15 protein-coding genes are annotated in these 16,336 nt (G+C 60.9%); 8 read left to right on the forward strand and 7 right to left on the reverse strand.

The features are described from left to right. The first annotated feature begins 64 nt into the window (after positions 1–64). The 3 genes from ACMUVN_RS11245 (at position 65) to ACMUVN_RS11255 (ending at position 1,983) form a co-directional block, all read left to right on the forward strand. Positions 65–802 (forward strand): phosphatase PAP2 family protein, encoded by a 738-nt coding sequence (locus tag ACMUVN_RS11245; RefSeq protein WP_183844858.1) that lies wholly within the window; start codon positions 65–67, stop codon positions 800–802. 207 nt (positions 803–1,009) lie between these two features. Beyond that, entirely contained in the window at positions 1,010–1,762 is a 753-nt protein-coding gene (locus ACMUVN_RS11250) for a COG4280 domain-containing protein (RefSeq protein WP_414815135.1), read from the forward strand. Beyond that, on the forward strand, positions 1,759–1,983 hold the full coding sequence (locus ACMUVN_RS11255) for a hypothetical protein (protein ID WP_063475984.1): 225 nt from the start codon (positions 1,759–1,761) through the stop codon (positions 1,981–1,983). Before ACMUVN_RS11250 ends, ACMUVN_RS11255 begins: the two co-directional genes overlap by 4 nt. A gap of 72 nt (positions 1,984–2,055) precedes the next feature. Here the strand turns inward: ACMUVN_RS11255 and ACMUVN_RS11260 are convergent, their stop codons facing one another. From ACMUVN_RS11260 to ACMUVN_RS11285, 6 genes are all read right to left on the reverse strand, one after another. Continuing rightward, positions 2,056–3,576, reverse strand: coding sequence for a cyclic nucleotide-binding domain-containing protein (locus ACMUVN_RS11260; protein ID WP_063475985.1), 1,521 nt, complete (start codon positions 3,574–3,576; stop codon positions 2,056–2,058). Positions 3,577–4,087: 511 nt separating this feature from the next. Continuing rightward, complete coding sequence (locus tag ACMUVN_RS11265; protein ID WP_097622684.1) at positions 4,088–6,649, reverse strand: GcvT family protein; 2,562 nt, start codon at positions 6,647–6,649, stop codon at positions 4,088–4,090. 125 nt (positions 6,650–6,774) lie between these two features. Beyond that, positions 6,775–7,119, reverse strand: a complete 345-nt coding sequence (locus ACMUVN_RS11270) for a hypothetical protein (RefSeq protein ID WP_080759866.1) — start codon at positions 7,117–7,119, stop codon at positions 6,775–6,777. After that, positions 7,004–7,243: a hypothetical protein gene (locus ACMUVN_RS11275; protein WP_047612774.1), complete on the reverse strand. Its 240-nt coding sequence runs from the start codon at positions 7,241–7,243 to the stop codon at positions 7,004–7,006. The genes ACMUVN_RS11270 and ACMUVN_RS11275 overlap by 116 nt, the downstream gene beginning before the upstream one ends. 9 nt (positions 7,244–7,252) lie before the next feature. Next, positions 7,253–7,513 carry a hypothetical protein gene (locus ACMUVN_RS11280; RefSeq protein ID WP_047613454.1) on the reverse strand — a complete coding sequence of 87 codons (261 nt, stop codon included), beginning with the start codon at positions 7,511–7,513 and terminating at the stop codon, positions 7,253–7,255. Positions 7,514–7,516: 3 nt separating this feature from the next. Continuing rightward, the gene (locus ACMUVN_RS11285; RefSeq protein ID WP_047612775.1) at positions 7,517–7,837 is read right to left on the reverse strand and encodes a helix-turn-helix domain-containing protein; all 321 of its coding nucleotides are present in this window, start codon (positions 7,835–7,837) and stop codon (positions 7,517–7,519) included. 328 nt (positions 7,838–8,165) lie between these two features. On the opposite strand from ACMUVN_RS11285, the gene ACMUVN_RS11290 reads away from it, so the two are divergent. Continuing rightward, on the forward strand, positions 8,166–9,227 hold the full coding sequence (locus tag ACMUVN_RS11290; RefSeq protein WP_047612777.1) for a class I SAM-dependent methyltransferase: 1,062 nt from the start codon (positions 8,166–8,168) through the stop codon (positions 9,225–9,227). 19 nt (positions 9,228–9,246) lie between these two features. Here ACMUVN_RS11290 and ACMUVN_RS11295 read toward each other — a convergent pair whose 3' ends face one another. After that, positions 9,247–10,089, reverse strand: a complete 843-nt coding sequence (locus ACMUVN_RS11295; protein WP_047612778.1) for an AraC family transcriptional regulator — start codon at positions 10,087–10,089, stop codon at positions 9,247–9,249. 245 nt (positions 10,090–10,334) lie between these two features. Here ACMUVN_RS11295 and ACMUVN_RS11300 point away from each other — a divergent pair, with 245 nt between their 5' ends. From ACMUVN_RS11300 to ACMUVN_RS11315, 4 genes are all read left to right on the forward strand, one after another. Continuing rightward, positions 10,335–11,801, forward strand: coding sequence for an alpha-glucosidase/alpha-galactosidase (locus tag ACMUVN_RS11300; protein WP_047612781.1), 1,467 nt, complete (start codon positions 10,335–10,337; stop codon positions 11,799–11,801). 122 nt (positions 11,802–11,923) lie between these two features. Further along, entirely contained in the window at positions 11,924–14,011 is a 2,088-nt protein-coding gene (locus ACMUVN_RS11305) for an ABC transporter substrate-binding protein (RefSeq protein ID WP_047612783.1), read from the forward strand. Positions 14,012–14,184: 173 nt separating this feature from the next. Then, a complete protein-coding gene (locus tag ACMUVN_RS11310) occupies positions 14,185–15,192 on the forward strand; it encodes an ABC transporter permease (RefSeq protein WP_047613455.1) in 1,008 nt (335 codons plus the stop codon). 1 nt (position 15,193) lies between these two features. Next, the gene (locus tag ACMUVN_RS11315; RefSeq protein WP_047613456.1) at positions 15,194–16,330 is read left to right on the forward strand and encodes an ABC transporter permease; all 1,137 of its coding nucleotides are present in this window, start codon (positions 15,194–15,196) and stop codon (positions 16,328–16,330) included. The last annotated feature ends 6 nt before the right edge of the window (positions 16,331–16,336 follow it).

Genomic DNA, 16,336 nt, shown 5'->3' on the forward strand with positions numbered 1-16,336 from the left:
TCCTGGGTTTGCATTGCCAATCTGGCGGGGGACGACAACATGTGAACGGAGTTTGATGACAGGTATGTCCGAGGTTCAACGACGCGGATTTTTGGCACGGCTTACCGCCTATGAGCCGCTGACGCTCATTGTGCTGGCATCCGTTGCGGGTGGGCTATTCGTGCTCCAGCGATTGACGAGCGAAGTCCTGGAGGGCGAGACATTCCGCTTCGACGAAGCGATCCTGCTGGCGTTGCGACGACCAGGCGAACTTGCCGTGCCGATCGGGCCCGCCTGGCTGACACATGCCGTCGACGATATCACCAGCCTCGGCGGCGTTACTATTCTCTCGCTGATGACGGTTCTCGTCACCGTCTATCTTCTGCTTGATCGGCGCTGGCCGATTGCGATCTTCGTCTTTTCCTCGGTGCTGACAGGCTGGCTGGCAAGCACGCTGCTGAAGATCCTTGTGGCCCGACCGCGGCCCGATATCGTGCCGCACCTGGTCGAAGTGAGCGATCTCAGTTTTCCCTCCGGGCATGCGATGGTTTCGGCAGTGACCTATCTGACGCTTGGGGCGCTGCTGGCGCGGACACAGCGTTACCGGTCGACGCGGATCTTTGTCATGGGCGCCGGCGTCTTCCTCGCCGTCATCGTCGGTTTGAGCCGCATCTATCTCGGTGTTCATTACCCCACGGACGTCTTCGCCGGATGGTGCGCCGGCGCGCTCTGGGCGCTTGGCTGTTGGCTGATCTCGAAGCAGTTTGTTCCAAGCCGTGCCCCTGACGATGCCGCCAAGGCTGAAAATGGTGACAGCAGGTAGTCCTCCCAGTCTCGTCCATCGCGTAGGTGGCGGAGAGACAGGGGATGTCGATCAGGGCCGATCCGCTTTCAGATTTTCGATGTCGTGCTTCAATGCCCTTCATGCACAATCTTTGGCAGCGCATGCCTTTTCCCCTTCATGCAGCTGTTGCACAGTGTTGCGGCATCAACAGCACTTTGATCTCCGCCGGCATAATGGACAAAAACCATGGCCACTCTGACAACGATCACCTCGACGGTCACGGCCGCATTTCTCGGCTCCTTCGTCGAAGTCGTCGAAGCCTTCACCATCATCCTTGCCGTCGGCGTCACGCAAAGCTGGCGACCGGCCTTCATCGGCACCGGTCTTGCGCTCGGCGTTCTGGCCATTCTTGTGCTGGCGCTCGGTCCGTTGCTCGGCCTCATTCCGGTCGAACTGATGCAGTTCGTCATCGGAACACTGCTCGTTCTCTTCGGCCTGCGCTGGTTGCGCAAGGCGATCCTCAGGGCTTCTGGCTTCATCGCGCTGCACGACGAGGACAAAGCCTTTGCGGCCGAGACGGATAGCCTGAGGCGCCAATCCGCAGAGCGTCGCGCGAATTTGCTGGCGGGCATTGCGGCCTTCAAGGCCGTGCTGCTCGAGGGGATCGAAGTGGTGTTCATCGTCATCGCCACCGGCGCCAGACATGGCATGATCGGTTATGCCAGCCTTGGGGCTGCCGCGGCTTGCCTGCTGGTGCTGATCATCGGCCTCTTCGTGCACAAACCGCTTTCAGCGGTTCCGGAGAACAGCCTCAAATTCGTCGTCGGGCTGCTGCTCAGCGCCTTCGGCATATTCTGGGTCGGCGAGGGCATCGGTGCAGAGTGGCCGGGCGCCGACCTTTCGCTCCTGGCGATCCTTGCCGTGCTCGCCGTCTTTTCCTTCGCCGCGGTCCGGGTGCTGCGCCAGTATTTCAACGCCCAGGCCGAGGTCGCCGCATGACGAATATTCTTAAAGTCGCGTTCAAGGAATTCTTCGGCATGTTCGTCGACGACGGCGCGCTGGCGCTGGCGGCGCTGCTGCTGATCGCCGTCGTCGGCGTGCTGGTGAAATTCGCCCATACCGACGCGTTGCTCGCCGCCGCTCTGCTTCTCCTCGGCTGCCTGCTGATCCTCGCCGAGAGTGTGATGCGCGCGGCGCGGAAGAAGTTTCAGCGGAAATAGCCTGGATGATGATACCGAAAAGTGTGAAGCGGTTTCGGACGACGTCATGCTCCGTTTCTTTGATTTAGGGAGCTACTGCGGCACCTTGAACAGATGGCGGATCCGCGTCACCAGCGAGCTCACCGAGCCGCCGTTCAGCGTGGCGCCTTCAGTTGCGAAGGAGTGCTGGCCCGTCTCGATTCGGCGCGACAGGGTGGCGGCAAGTTCTTCGGCGATGCCTGGCCGGTCGTGTAACAGCGGCGTCAGGCTTGCTTGGGCGATCTCATAGACGACGACGAAGGTCAGCGCCCGCAGGCTGGCGGCTTCGCCGAGGCCGATCAGCAGTCCGCTTTCGCCGAAATAGTCGCCCGGCGCCAGCCGGCCGAGTTCGATTTCCTTGTGGCCTTCCCGCCGCGTGGCGACAAGGGCGCCGCTGCGCACGATCATCAGCGATGCGACCGTATCGCCCTGTTCGATGAGGATGGCATCCTTCTTGTAGGTGCGTCGCGTCATCGATGCTGCGAGCGTTTCCTTCTCGTCTTCGGTCAGCGAGAAAAAGAGCGGGATGGCGTCGAGAAGCTTGAGCGGCGTCGGCCGGTGCGGCTTCGCCATCTCCTCCGACTGCAGGCGGTCGGGCAGCGGCCCCGCGGCATCGATCGGTCGGGCCAAGGTGAGGCCTGCGGCCTTGATGTGACGGTAGATGAGGTCAAAAATCTCGTTCTTCGCTGGCCCGACCTGGCCGATATCCCTGACGCGGAAGGAGAGTTCCAGTTCCATTGCATCCGATGTAAGCGATTTGATCTGCACGCCGGGTTTCGGTTCGGTCAGGATCGAGTTGCTGCTCAAAAGGACTGTGCGCATGACGTCGACGATCGCCGACGGCCCGATCGTCGGCACGACGCGGACCATCAGCGTCGCCCCGTGGCTGCGGTCGGGACTGCTGAGATTGGTCAGCCCGACCTTGGCGAGGAAGCTGTTGGGTAGGACGACGAGGTCGTTCGAGCCGTTCAGCAGATGGGTGGAACGCCAGTTGGTTTCGACGACACGGCCTTCGATGCCATCATTCAGCACGATCCAGTCGCCGATCGTATATGGCCGGCCGAGATTGAGCGCGATGCCCGAAAAGACGTCGCTCAGGGTGCTTTGCATCGCAAGGCCGAGGATGATGGCAAAGACACCCGAGGTGGCGATTAGCGTGCCGACGGGAAAGCTGAAGACGTAAGCGACCACCGAGAGGATCGCGCCGAGATAGATCAGGCCGATGACCAGATCCTGAACGAGGCGACCTTCGCGCGGTTGCCGCTCGAAGATCAGGAAGACGCGAACGAAGGCGATCAGTGCCCAGGCGGCATTGATCCACCAGACCACCTTGGCAAGGGCGATGAAGACGCGTTCGAAGGTCGATGCGGGCGTCGGCCCAACTTCGTAGGGCACGATGTCGTGATAGAGCAGCAGGACGGTCAGTACCGCGAAAAAAAACACCTGGCCGGCAAGCTTCCAGCTCGGGAAGGGCCGAAGCGCTATGCGCGTAACGACCGCGCCGACCACTGCCAGGGTCCCGGCCTGGACGATGGGATCGGCAAGCACTGCGGACCAAGTGAGAGTATCAAGCATCGACCGTCCATTTGCCGGAGCATGATGCCGAAGAGTGTGAGCGGTTTTCGTGCAACATCATGGCTCGCTATTGAATTCCAAAGCGCGTCTAGACGGCTTCGCCGCATCCTGACTTCCAATCCGGCTGCGAGGCAACCTTAAAATAGCGCCAGCGCCGACAGCGTCGGAAACGGGTGCGGACGTCACTCGGCGGCGCACGGCACGCTCTGGGCGATTGGCTGCTGGCTGGTCTCAAAGCGGCGCGTTCCGAGCCGCCCCTGACGATGCGATGGACGTTGGGAAACGGTGACAGCGACGGTGTTTCAGCGAAATTCCAAGCAAGTTTTTGCGGGCGCCGGGAACAGATGACGGATCTGCGTTTCGAGCGAGCCTATCAAGCCGCCGTTGTGGCGCCACATCTGCCTAGAGGTGCTTTGAGCAATTCCAGGCAAAGCGCGAAGCGGATTTGCCCGGAATTGCGTAAGAACAAAATGATAGAGCGGTTCGGTGCTCCGTTAAAAGCTGAGCTGCTCTAGCTGCGCGGCTTCAGATTTTCTGGGTCGTAGATCGGCTTGTACCCGACGCCGACAACCTCCACCGGATAACTCTCGGCGAAATACTCGATATTCAGCCTGCGTCCGACCTGGCAATGCGACCAAGGCAAATAGGCCAAGGCAATGTTCTTTCCGACCGTCGGGCCGTAGGCGATCGAGGTCGTGTAGGACCGACGGCCAAGCTCGTCGACCAGAACCTCTCCCGTGGCGGGATCGATAACCGGCAGGTTGCCGAGGGGATAACGCTTCACGCCCGACTTGTCGGTATTCTCGGTCATGACAAGCGTGCAGAGCATGGCCGGCTGGTGCTCGCGCGCCTTGTATTCCAGATGTTTTGCCTTGCCGCGAAAATCGGCTTCCTTGACCTTCGGACGGGCGAGATCGGCTTCGATCAGATTGTACTGGGTCAGGAGGTCGGCATTCTGCAGGCGCAGGCTCTTTTCCATGCGGCGCGAGTTTGCATAGGTCTCGACGCCGAAGGCCATCACGCCGGTCGAGCGCAGCGCATCCCAGACGGCGAGGCCGTCTTCATACTTCATGTGCAGTTCCCAGCCCTGCTCGCCGACATAGGAGATGCGAAAGGCGGTGACAGGCTTACCGGCGATTTCGATCGGCTTGATCGCCGCAAAGGCGAAGTTTTCCTGGTCGAGCCCGGCCGGATCGGCGACAGCCTTCTTCAGCGTGTCGCGCGCGTTCGGACCCCAGATGCCGATCGTCACGAATTTTTCCGAGACGTCCGTGATGGTGACGTCAAGGCCACGGTCCTGGGCCACGCGCTTCATGTAGTGCAGGTCGCGCGGGCCGGCATCGGCGCCGTTGACGAGACGGCAGCGGTCGGCCATGCGGAAGACGGTGAAGTCGGCGCGCACCATGCCTTCGTCGTCGAGGAAGTGGGTGTAAATGCCCTTGCCGATGTTTGCATCGCCGCCGACCTTGGCGGCGCACAGCCATTCCATCAGTTCGACATGGTCGGGTCCTTCGATATCGACCATGTGGAAATGGCTGAGATTGACGATCCCGCAATCCTCGCTCATCGCCAGATGCTCGGCATTCGACACGCGCCAGAAATGGCGGCTGTCCCATTCATTCTCGCGAAGCGGGACGCGGTCGGCATATTTCTCCAGCAGGTGCTCGTTGGCGGCGTAGCCGTGCGCGCGCTCCCAGCCGCCAAGTTCCATGAAGTAGCCGCCAAGCTCCTTTTCGCGCTCGTAGAAGGGCGAGCGCTTGGCGTTGCGGCCGGATGCATAGGGTTCGCGGGTGTGAACGGCCGGGAAATAGATCTTCTGGGCGGCTTCGTAGCAGCGGCCTTCGATGAACTCTTCCGTCAACTGATGCGGATAGAAGCGGGCGTAATCGATGCTGTTGTGATCGATTTCAGTCCGGCCATCGGTCATCCAGTCGGCGATCAGCTTGCCGTAGCCTGGGCCGTCCTTGACCCAGATGGCAACGCAATACCAGAGACCACGCACCTTCTGGCTCTCGCCGCAGGATGCGCCGCCGCCGGCGGACACCTGCAGCAGGCCGTTGAAGGAGTGACCTTCGTTATAGCCGAGTTCGCCGAGGATCGGCGTCAGTTCCATGGCGCGCTCGAGCGGCTCGATGATCTGTTCCATCTCGAGGTCGCGCTGCGAAGGCGAAAGGCGTGCTTCGTGTTTTTCGAGAAGATCGCGCGGATGGCACATGCGCGGATTGGTGGCTTCGTAATAGCCCCACTCGATCTGACCGCCCTCCGTCGTCGCCGGGTCGCCGGTATCGCGCATATAGGCGGAGTTGCCCTGGTCGCGCAGCAGCGGGAAGCCGATTTCCTTGCCTGTGCCTTCAAACTCGTTATAGGGACCGAAGAAGGTGAGCGGGTGGTCGACCGGCATGACCGGCAGGTCTTCGCCGACCATCTCCGCGATCAGGCGCCCCCAGAGGCCGGCACAGACGATGACGTGGTCGGCCATAATCGTGCCGCGATGGGTGACGACGCCCTTGATGCGGCCGCCTTCGACGATCAGCGACTTTGCCGGCGTGTTGCCGAATACCTGCAGCTTGCCTGCCTTTTCGGCGGCGTCGACCAGCTTGCCGGCAACGGTCTGTGAGCGCGGAATGACGAGGCCGGCATCCGGATCGTAAAGGCCGCCCATTACCTGATCCTCCTCGATCAGCGGGAACTTTTCCTTGATCTCGGAAGGGCTGACATAATGGGCGCGCGTGCCGAAAGCGCGTGCCGAGGAAAGCTTGCGCTTGATTTCCTCCATCCAGGCATGGTCGCCGGTCCGCGCCACTTCGAGGCCGCCGATGCGGGCGTAGTGGCCCATCTTCTCGTAGAAATCGATCGAATATTGTGTGGTCCAGACCGACAGATAGTCGTGGCTCGTGGTGTAACAGAAGTCCGAGGCATGGGCTGTGGAGCCGATGTCGGTTGGGATGCCCGACTTATCGATGCCGACGATATCGTCCCATCCGCGCTCGACGAGATGATGCGCGATGGAGGCGCCGACGATACCGCCGAGCCCGATGATGACGACCTTTGCCTTTTCCGGAAATGTGGCCACGTACTGTCCCTTCTGCCTATCGGACGAATTAAAATTTACCTGCAGCGCCGCGAGTCTGATAGGACGCGCAAAGGACGCTGCAACACCTTGAATTGCAGTAGCCGCGCTCGACCTGCGCTTCGCGGCTAGAGCGGCTCAGCTTTCAACGGAAGCGCCATACCGCTCTGCTGCGGAACCTCCAGACCTCTTCGCATGAAAGCTGCGATGGCGGTATTATGCATCATGCTCATGATCGTCATTGGTCCTACGCCGCCGAGTACCGGCGTGATTGCGCCAGCCCGCGAGGCTGGAGCTATTCCAGGAAAATGCGAAGCAGGAGCTGAGCCGGCCGCCTGTCGTTCGCACGCCCCGGGATCACGGCGCTGAAATCGCCTTGAGCCGGTCGATGTCCGCGAGCACGATATCTTCGGAAACGGGCTCACGATTGTGCAATCGGAACCATTCCGCCGCTTCCCGTACACGCTCGCCATGCGGCGGCGGATAGGCGCCGAGTCCGAGAACCCATTCCCGCACGGTCTCGCGCTCCATCCGACCGGCCCGGTATCGATCGCAGACGGTTTTCGCCGATGCGACTAGATCATTGATGCTCTTCACGAATCTTCCTCAATGCACGGATGGCTCTTCATCTTCGAGAAACGATCGAATGCCGTCCTTGGCGACGACGGCCAGGAATTCGTCGAAAGCCTCCCGGTCGGTCGCAAACGGCTCGTCCCAGCGGATCAGATCCTCCGCCTGCGTGACCACTTCCATCGTCCAGTCTTCATTGCTGCCCGATGTGCGGAAGATATCGACGAGCACGGTGATCCCGTCATCGGTGAATTCTCCCGCCAGTTCGGAATGTTCGAGCTTCTCTTTTTTTGCCATCATTCAGCCACCCGCACCGGGCGGTGCGTCGTTTTCGAGATATTCTTCATATTGAACCGTTTCGGTCTCATTCGTGTCGATCGAGGGGCTTGCGCGTTTTGCCAGGCGGACACCGGCGCCGCCGCCGTTTTCCGGGATGAAAACAACCCCGCCGCCTTCCAGGGCGTGCTTCATATCCTGAAGGGTGCGCTCATAGGGTGAACGCTTCCCGGCCTCGAAATTGGCAATCGTCGCTTTGGCGACTTTTGAGGCCGATGAGAGGTCGTCCTGAGACCAAGCCAGCAGGGCACGCGCGGCGCGGCATTGGGCGGAAGATAGGCTCAAAACAATAACCTTGCATCAAAAGTGCAGCGCTGCTTCCCGCGGATGATATGAAAAATGTAATCTCGATACAAGCGATGATGAGAGCAAGCGCATGACGACACAAGATGTTTTGAGCGGTTGACGTTGGTCTTCTCGTAGAATGGCAATCTCCCCGGATTGTGTAGTCACGCGTAAATTGCGCCGGAATGGAGCCGCGCCTTGACGCCGCCTTTTACATTCCCTCGATCGTCAATACTCCGCGCTCATCTGGTGAAACGGGAAGGTTGATTGACTGAATATTATTAAAGGCTAATTTAGATTATCTTCATCACGCACCCGGGAGGTAACAATGCGTGAGCCAGATATGCAAAAACTCGATGCACTCGTCGGTCGTCTGGTTGGGGACGTCGGCGCGGCCATGTCAGGGGCCTTGGTCGTGCTTGGCGACAAGGTTGGGTTGTTCAAGGCGATGGCCGACGGAACGGCGATGACCGTCCAGCAACTCTCAGCGAAAACGGGGGTGAAGGAGCGTTATCTCAGGGAATGGCTGAGCGCCCAGGCGGCTGCGGACTATGTCGCTTACGATGAAAAAACCGATCGTTTCAGCCTGACGCCGGAACAGGCGATGGTGTTTGCCGAGGAAAACAGCCCGGCCTTTTTCGTGGGGGCCTTCGAGGTCGTGCAATCCATGTGGATGGACGAGCCGAAGGTCGCCGATGCCTTCCGCACCGGCAAGGGCCTTGGCTGGCATGAGCACAGCACCTGCCTTTTCCGGGGCACCGAGCGCTTCTTCCGCCCGGGCTACAACAGCCATCTCGTCAACGAATGGATTCCGGCGCTTGCGGGGGTCGAAGAAAAGCTCAAGGCCGGCGCCAGCGTCGCCGATGTCGGCTGCGGTCATGGCGCCTCGACCATCCTGATGGCACAGGCCTATCCCGCGTCCCGCTTTACCGGCTTCGACTATCACGGCCCATCGATCGAAAGGGCAAAGGCCGCCGCGGAAGATGCGGGTGTCGCCGACCGCGTGACGTTCAAGCAGGGCTCGGCTGCGGAATTTCCAGGCGGCGGCTATGATATGGTTGCCATGTTCGACTGCCTGCATGACATGGGCGATCCGGTCGGCGCCGGCCGGCATGTCAAGGAAACACTTGGGCCGAACGGCACGTGGCTGATCGTCGAGCCCTTTGCCCATGACCATCTCAAGGACAATCTCAACCCGGTCGGCCGCGTCTTTTATGGAGCATCGACGATGATCTGCACGCCAGCATCGCTCTCCCAGGAGGTCGGGCTCGGGCTCGGCGCACAGGCGGGAGAAATGAAGCTTCGAAAGGTGGCGCTCGACGCCGGGTTCACACATTTCCGGCGGGCGACGGAAACACCATTCAACATGGTGTTCGAGGTGCGGGCCTGACGCGATTTGGGATGATCCGCTATTTCAGCTTGCCGATGCTGGCATACATGCCCGTCGTGCGGAATTCCGTCGGATTGGTGCCGTAGACGCGGCGGAAGACTTTCGAGAAATAGTTGGCGTCCTCGAAGCCGCACATGATGGCGACTTCCTTGACCGGCAGGAAGTCGGCCTTGGTCAGAAGCTTGACGGCACGCTGCAGGCGTTGCTGCAGCACGAATTCGGCGGGCGGCATGCCCTCGCTTTCGGCGAAGCTGCGCGAGAAATGCGCGCGGCTGAGGCCGACGATGCCGGCGAGTTCGCTGACCGGCAGCGGCTTGTCGAGATTGGCGTTGATATGGTCGATCACCGGCTGCATCAGGCTGAGCTCGGCGGCAAAGGCCGGCGAGCCGAAGACGTCGTCGTAGAGCGCCATGGCCGCCTCATAGGCGATCGCCGAGGCAGCACCTGGCGACGTCGCGCCTCTGACGAGGCGCAGGCTGCAATCGGCGAGATGATCGATGGTCGAGGGCTGCAGCTTCAACACCGGGCCTGACGTGGAAAGCACCAGCTGATGGATGCGCAGCGTCTCCTCGCCATTCATCGAGATCCAGAAATATTCCCAGCGGTCGCCCTTCTCCAGCCAGTAGCGGTGATTGTGCGGGACGAGCACCAGCAGCGTATCGCCGCCCTGAAGCCGATAATTGCGGTTCTGGTAGCGCAGCCGACCGCTGCCGCTGATCGTGTGCTGCAGCACCGTGAAGGGCGTCTGGCCGCGCCGTCGGCCATCCCAGTCATAGGTCTCGTTCTCGCGCACCTCATAGCCGGTACTGGTCGGCATGGCGTGCAATCGCTGGCGGCCGCGGGGCAGCGAAACCGTCCTCATCGACTGTCCATTGGCAATTAAATCCTGCAGCACAAAATTACCCCTGAAAGCATAATCCTTCTCTGGTCGCCCCGACGATTTCGGGCATAATCCCGGTCGACAAGAAGGAAGAGACCACGGCCGATTAGAGCGGCCGGGAGGAAAACAGGCAGTTTTACGGCTTTTTCAACCACATGCGCCGGCATGCGGCCTGATCCTCCATAGCCATCTTTTCTCTAGCATTCGATTGGGTCGAGGTGAAGATCATGAGTTTCAAAATCGCTATCATCGGTGCGGGCAGCGTTGGCTTCACCAAGAAGCTGTTTACCGACATATTGTGCGTTCCCGAGTTTCGCGACATCGAATTCGCGCTGACGGATCTCAGCGAGCACAATCTCGAAATGATCAAGGCGATCCTCGATCGTGTCGTCGAGGCGAACGGACTGCCGACGAAAGTCACGGCGACGACCGACCGGCGCAAGGCGCTGGAAGGCGCACGTTACATCATCAGCTGCGTCCGGGTCGGCGGCCTCGAAGCCTATGCCGACGATATCCGCATCCCGTTGAAATACGGCATCGACCAGTGCGTCGGCGATACGATCTGCGCCGGCGGCATCCTTTATGGCCAGCGCAACATCCCTGTGATCCTCGACTTCTGCAAGGACATCAGGGAAGTCGCCGAGCCGGGTGCCAAGTTCCTGAACTATGCCAACCCGATGGCGATGAACACCTGGGCGGCGATCGAATACGGCAAGGTCGACACGGTCGGCCTCTGCCACGGTGTCCAGCACGGCGCCGAACAGATCGCCGAGGTGCTGGGCGCCAAGTCGGTGAGCGAACTCGATTACATCTGCTCCGGCATCAACCACCAGACCTGGTTCATCGACCTGCGCCTCAACGGCCGCAAGATCGGCAAGGACGAGCTGGTTGCCGCCTTCGAGGCGCACCCCGTCTATTCGCAGCAGGAGAAGCTGCGCATCGACGTGCTGAAGCGTTTCGGCGTCTATTCCACGGAAAGCAACGGCCATCTCTCGGAATACCTGCCCTGGTATCGCAAACGGCCGGACGAAATCACCCGCTGGATCGATATGTCCGACTGGATCCACGGCGAGACCGGCGGCTATCTCCGCCACTCCACCGAAACGCGTAACTGGTTCGAGACGGAATATCCGCAATTCCTGGAATCGGCCGCCAAGCCGATCGATCCTGCCAAGCGCTCGAACGAACACGCCAGCCACATCCTGGAGGCGCTGGAGACGAACCGGGTCTATCGCGGCCATTTCAACGTCAAGAACAATGGCGTCATCACCAACCTGCCGTCCGATGCGATCATCGAATCGCCCGGCTTCGTCGACCGCTTCGGCATCAACATGGTTTCCGGCGTCACCCTGCCGGAAGCTTGTGCCGCCACCTGCATTGCCTCGATCAACGTCCAGCGCATGTCGGTGCATGCGGCTGTTTCAGGCGACATCGATCTCCTGAAGCTCGCCGTGCTGCACGATCCGCTGGTCGGCGCCGTCTCGACGCCTGAGGAAGTCTGGCAGATGGTCGACGAGATGGTCGTTGCCCAGGCACGTTGGCTGCCGCAATATGCCGATGCCGTGCCGGCCGCCAAGGAGCGGCTGTCCAAATCGAAGGTGCAGACCCGCGACTGGGCGGGGGCTGCGCGCCGCAACGTCCGCTCGATCGAGGAGTTGCGCGCCGAAAAGGCGGCGCTGAAGCAGGCCGTCTAAGTTTTGTGAAGGTTGGGTCGTCATGGGTTTCCGGGAGGGAAATCCATGACATCAAGCCCGCTTTCATGTCGTGCGAGGAAAAGGAGCCGTGTGACCCGCGCTCCGGAACAGAGGGAGAAACGATGATGAATTTCCGCAATCTGGGCATTCTTGCCGGGCTGGCGCTCAGCGTCTCGGCCGCGGCGCTGAATGCATATGCTTCCGAGGCAACCATCCCGCCGGCGCCGGCGGACTTTCCGGCCGAAGGCAAGATCAAATATGTGGCGCGCGACTCCATCCTGGAGTTCAAGGCGCTGCCCGAATATCATGAGCCGGATTGGGTCACGAAAAATTTCGTCGCCACCGGCAAGCTGCCGCCGGTCAAGGACCGGCTGCCGAAGGAGCCGCTGGTCTTCAAGACGGGCAATATGCCCGACGGCATCGGTGTCTACGGCGATACGATGCGCCACGTCATCGGCGGCCGGCCGGAAGGCTGGAACTACGGCGCCGGCCAGACGCAGGGCTGGGGCGGCATCGATATCGGCCTTTCCGAATGCCTGACGCGCACCGCGCCGCTGTTCCAGGTACAGGCCTCAGACACCGAGCCGCTGCCGAACCTCGCCAAGAGCTGGGATTGGTCCGAAGACGGCCATAAGCTGACCATGCACCTGATCGAAGGCGCCAAATGGTCTGACGGCGCGCCATTCAATGCCGACGACATCATGTTCTACTGGGATGACGAAGTCATCGACCCGAACGTTTCGCCGCTCGGCGGCGGCGCCTCGCCGGAAGCCTTCGGCGTCGGCACGACGCTGAAGAAGGTCGACGATTACACCGTCGAATGGACCTTCAAGGAGGCCTTCCCGAAGCAATATCTCTACACGATGTCCTACCCGAATTTCTGCCCGGGTCCGTCGCACATCCTGAAGTCGAAGCATCCGAAATATTCGAAGAACACCTACGACCAGTTCAAGAACGCCTTCCCGCCCGAGTTCATGAACATGCCGGTGATGGGCGCCTGGGTACCGGTCGAATATCGCCCGGACGACATCATCGTCATGCGCCGCAACCCCTATTACTGGAAGGTCGACGAGAAGGGCGATCAACTGCCCTATCTGAATGAGCTGCACTACAAGCTCTCGACCTGGGCCGACCGTGACGTTCAGGCCGTGGCCGGATCCGCCGACATCTCGAACCTCGAGCAGCCGGAAAACTTCGTCGCGTCGCTGAAGCGAGCCGCCGAAAAGACCGCACCCGCCCGCCTTGCCTTCGGCCCGCGCCTAATCGGCTACAATCTGCGCATGAACTTCTCCGCCAACGGCTGGGGCAACCCGGACGAGCGCGGTGAGGCGATCCGCGAGTTGAACCGCAACGAGGACTTCCGCAAGGCCGTCACCATGGCGCTCGACCGCAAGGCAATCGGCGACTCGCTGGTCAAGGGACCGTTTACCGCGATCTATCCCGGTGGGCTCTCCTCCGGCACCAGCTTCTACGACCGCAACTCGACCGTTTACTACCCCTATGATCTTAAGGGTGCCAAGGCGGAACTCGCCAAGGCCGGCCTCAAGGATACGGATGGCGACGGCATCGTGAACTTCCCGTCCGGCACGCAAGGCGGCAAGAATGTCGAAATCGTCATGCTCGTCAACAACGACTACACGACAGACAAGAGCCTCGCCGAAGGTGTCGTCGGCCAGATGGAAAAGCTCGGATTGAAGGTCATCCTCAATGGGCTCGACGGTGCAAAGCGCGACGAAGCGCATTATGCCGGCCGCTTTGATTGGCTGATCCAGCGCAATACGACGGAACTGTCGTCGGTGGTGCAGAATACCGAACAGCTTGCCCCTGTCGGTCCGCGCACCAGCTGGCACCATCGTGCCGGCAAGGACGATCAGCTCGATCTGATGCCGTTCGAAAAGGAACTTGTCGATGTCGTCAACAAGTTCACGACGAGCCAGAGTAATGACGAGCGCGTCGATCTGATGAAGCAGTATCAGAAGATCTCGACGGAGCACGTCAACACCGTCGGCCTGACAGAATATCCGGGCGCGCTGATCATCAACAAGCGGTTCTCCAACGTGCCCCAGGGTACGCCGATCTTCATGTTCAACTGGGCTGAAGACTCCATCATCCGCGAACGCGTGTGGGTGGCTGCCGACAAGCAGGGCAAATACGAGCTGTTCCCCGAGCAGCTGCCCGGCAAGCCCGGCGACAAGGGCCCGATCAACTGATGCGTGTCATCAGGACACAAAGAGCTAGAGCGCGTCGCGTGTGATGCGACGCCGGAGAGTTCCCTCCCAGCTGAAGTGAGATTCAGGCCGCGCGTGGCGCGCGGCCTGATATGACCAACAAGCCGGCCGCGCTGACAAGCAGCGACTGGCGGCAAGGAGAAGCGAACCGTTCGATGTTACGATTCCTGCTCGTGCGCATAGCCTCTGCGATCCCCATTCTCTTCATCCTGAGCGTGGTGACTTTCGCGATCATCCAGGCACCGCCCGGCGACTACGCCGATTATATAAGATCCCAGCTGATCAACCAGGGCGGCGCATCTTATGCCCAGGCCGAAGCGCAGGCACAGCTCTACAGGGTCGAGCACGGCCTCGATAAGCCGCTGGTCATCCAATACGTCAACTGGATCGGCGGTATAGTGACCCGCGGTGATTTCGGCTACAGCATGTTTTACAACAAGCCGGTCGCCGATGTCGTCGGTGAACGCCTGCCGCGGACATTGCTTCTGGCGCTCGTCTGCCATCTCTTTGCCTCGGTGCTCGGCATCGGCTTCGGCATCTGGGCGGCGACGCGACAGTATAGCTGGATCGACAGCACGCTTTCGGCGATTTCCTTCCTCGGCATGACGGTGCCGCGCTTCCTGATGGCGCTGATCATCGTCTATCTGCTGGTCTTCCAGCTTAACGTCTCCGAAATCGGCAGCTTCTTCTCGCCGCAATATGGCGGGGCGCCCTGGTCCTGGGCGAAATTCGCTGATCTGGTTCGCCATGTCTGGCCGGTCGTGGCGATCGCCACCTTCGGCGGGCTCGCCTACAATATGCGCGTCATGCGCGGCAATCTGCTCGATACGCTGAATGCCCAATATGTCGAGACGGCCAAGGCCAAGGGGCTTTCCGGCGCCGCCGTGGTGATGCGCCATGCGGTGCCGAACGCGCTGCACCCGCTGGTGATGTACCAGGGCGTCGTGCTGCCCTACATGCTGACCGGCGAGATCGAAACCGCGATCATTTTCGCATTGCCCACCGTCGGCCCGGCGATCGTCGGCTCGATGGCGGTCGGCGACGTCTATGTCACCGCCACCTTCATGATGGTGCTGTCGGCGACGCTGATCGTCGGCAACATCATCGCCGACATGCTGCTCGCTTTGCTCGATCCCCGTGTCCGCCAGTATGGAGGAGCCTGAGATGCTGGCTTTCGACTCCGCGCCGCCTCCGCCGACGACAGAACTTTCCATCAACAAGCCATCGCGTGGGCATGAAAGCTACATCGCACTTGTCTGGCGCCGGCTGAGACGCTCCTGGACCGGCATGGCAGGGCTGGTGCTCGTCGTGCTCCTGATCGTCATGGCGATCTTTGCCGATTTCTTTGCGCCGATGGACCCGAAGGCAACCGATGTCGGCTTCGCGCCGCCGCAGATGATCAGCTTCCACGACAAGGACGGAGGTTTCGTCTTCCAGCCGCGTGTCTATGCGCTGTCGGATTCCGAGGAGCTCGACCCGGTCACCTTCCAGCCGATCGTTGGCGTGGATTACGACAACCCGCGGCTGCTCGGCTTCTTCGTCAAGGGCGCTGAATACCGGCTTTTCGGCCTGATCCCGGCCAACCGGCATTTCTTCGGCTCGACTGACGGCCAGCCGGTGCATTTTCTTGGCACCGACAAGTTCGGCCGCGACGTGCTGTCGCGCGCCATCATCGGCTCGCGCATTTCGCTGACGATCGCCCTGACGGTGGTCTTCATCGTCACCATCATCGGCACGACCGTCGGAATGGTGTCCGGCTATTTCGGCGGCACATTCGATATCTGGTTGCAGCGTTTCGTCGAACTGGTGCTCGCCTTCCCGCAACTGCCGCTCTATCTGGCGCTGACCTCGCTCATCCCGGTGACGGCGCCGACCAACGTCTTCCTTGCCTTCGTCATCGCCGTCATGTCGGCGCTCGGCTGGGCGCAGATGTCGCGCGAGGTGCGCGGCAAGACGCTGGCGCTCGCCCGTATCGACTATGTCCGGGCGGCGATGGCCGTCGGCGCCACCGACATGCGCATCATCATGCAGCACATCTTCCCGAACGTGATGAGCCATGTCATCGTCGCGGTGACGCTCGCCATACCGAGCGTCGTGCTCTTGGAATCCTTCCTGGGTTTCCTCGGCTTCGCGGTCAAGCCGCCACTGATTTCCTGGGGGCTGATGCTGCAGGATACGGCGACCTATTCGGTGATCGGCTCCTATCCCTGGATTCTCTCCCCCGTCGGCTTCGTGCTCGTCACCGTCTTCGCATTCAATGCGCTTGGCGACGGACTGCGCGACGCGGTCGATCCTTATTGAGGTGAT

It is taken from the genome of Rhizobium sp. IY2 (assembly GCF_047532935.1).
GTDB lineage: Bacteria > Pseudomonadota > Alphaproteobacteria > Rhizobiales > Rhizobiaceae > Rhizobium > Rhizobium anhuiense.

Coding starts and splice junctions, on each gene's coding strand:
- ACMUVN_RS11245 (WP_183844858.1), top strand. CDS start 65: ATGTCCGAGGTTCAACGACGCGGATTTTTGGCACGGCTTACCGCCTAT.
- ACMUVN_RS11250 (WP_414815135.1), top strand. CDS start 1,010: ATGGCCACTCTGACAACGATCACCTCGACGGTCACGGCCGCATTTCTC.
- ACMUVN_RS11255 (WP_063475984.1), top strand. CDS start 1,759: ATGACGAATATTCTTAAAGTCGCGTTCAAGGAATTCTTCGGCATGTTC.
- ACMUVN_RS11260 (WP_063475985.1), bottom strand. CDS start 3,576: ATGCTTGATACTCTCACTTGGTCCGCAGTGCTTGCCGATCCCATCGTC.
- ACMUVN_RS11270 (WP_080759866.1), bottom strand. CDS start 7,119: ATGGCGAGCGTGTACGGGAAGCGGCGGAATGGTTCCGATTGCACAATC.
- ACMUVN_RS11280 (WP_047613454.1), bottom strand. CDS start 7,513: ATGGCAAAAAAAGAGAAGCTCGAACATTCCGAACTGGCGGGAGAATTC.
- ACMUVN_RS11290 (WP_047612777.1), top strand. CDS start 8,166: ATGCGTGAGCCAGATATGCAAAAACTCGATGCACTCGTCGGTCGTCTG.
- ACMUVN_RS11295 (WP_047612778.1), bottom strand. CDS start 10,089: ATGAGGACGGTTTCGCTGCCCCGCGGCCGCCAGCGATTGCACGCCATG.
- ACMUVN_RS11300 (WP_047612781.1), top strand. CDS start 10,335: ATGAGTTTCAAAATCGCTATCATCGGTGCGGGCAGCGTTGGCTTCACC.
- ACMUVN_RS11305 (WP_047612783.1), top strand. CDS start 11,924: ATGATGAATTTCCGCAATCTGGGCATTCTTGCCGGGCTGGCGCTCAGC.
- ACMUVN_RS11310 (WP_047613455.1), top strand. CDS start 14,185: ATGTTACGATTCCTGCTCGTGCGCATAGCCTCTGCGATCCCCATTCTC.
- ACMUVN_RS11315 (WP_047613456.1), top strand. CDS start 15,194: ATGCTGGCTTTCGACTCCGCGCCGCCTCCGCCGACGACAGAACTTTCC.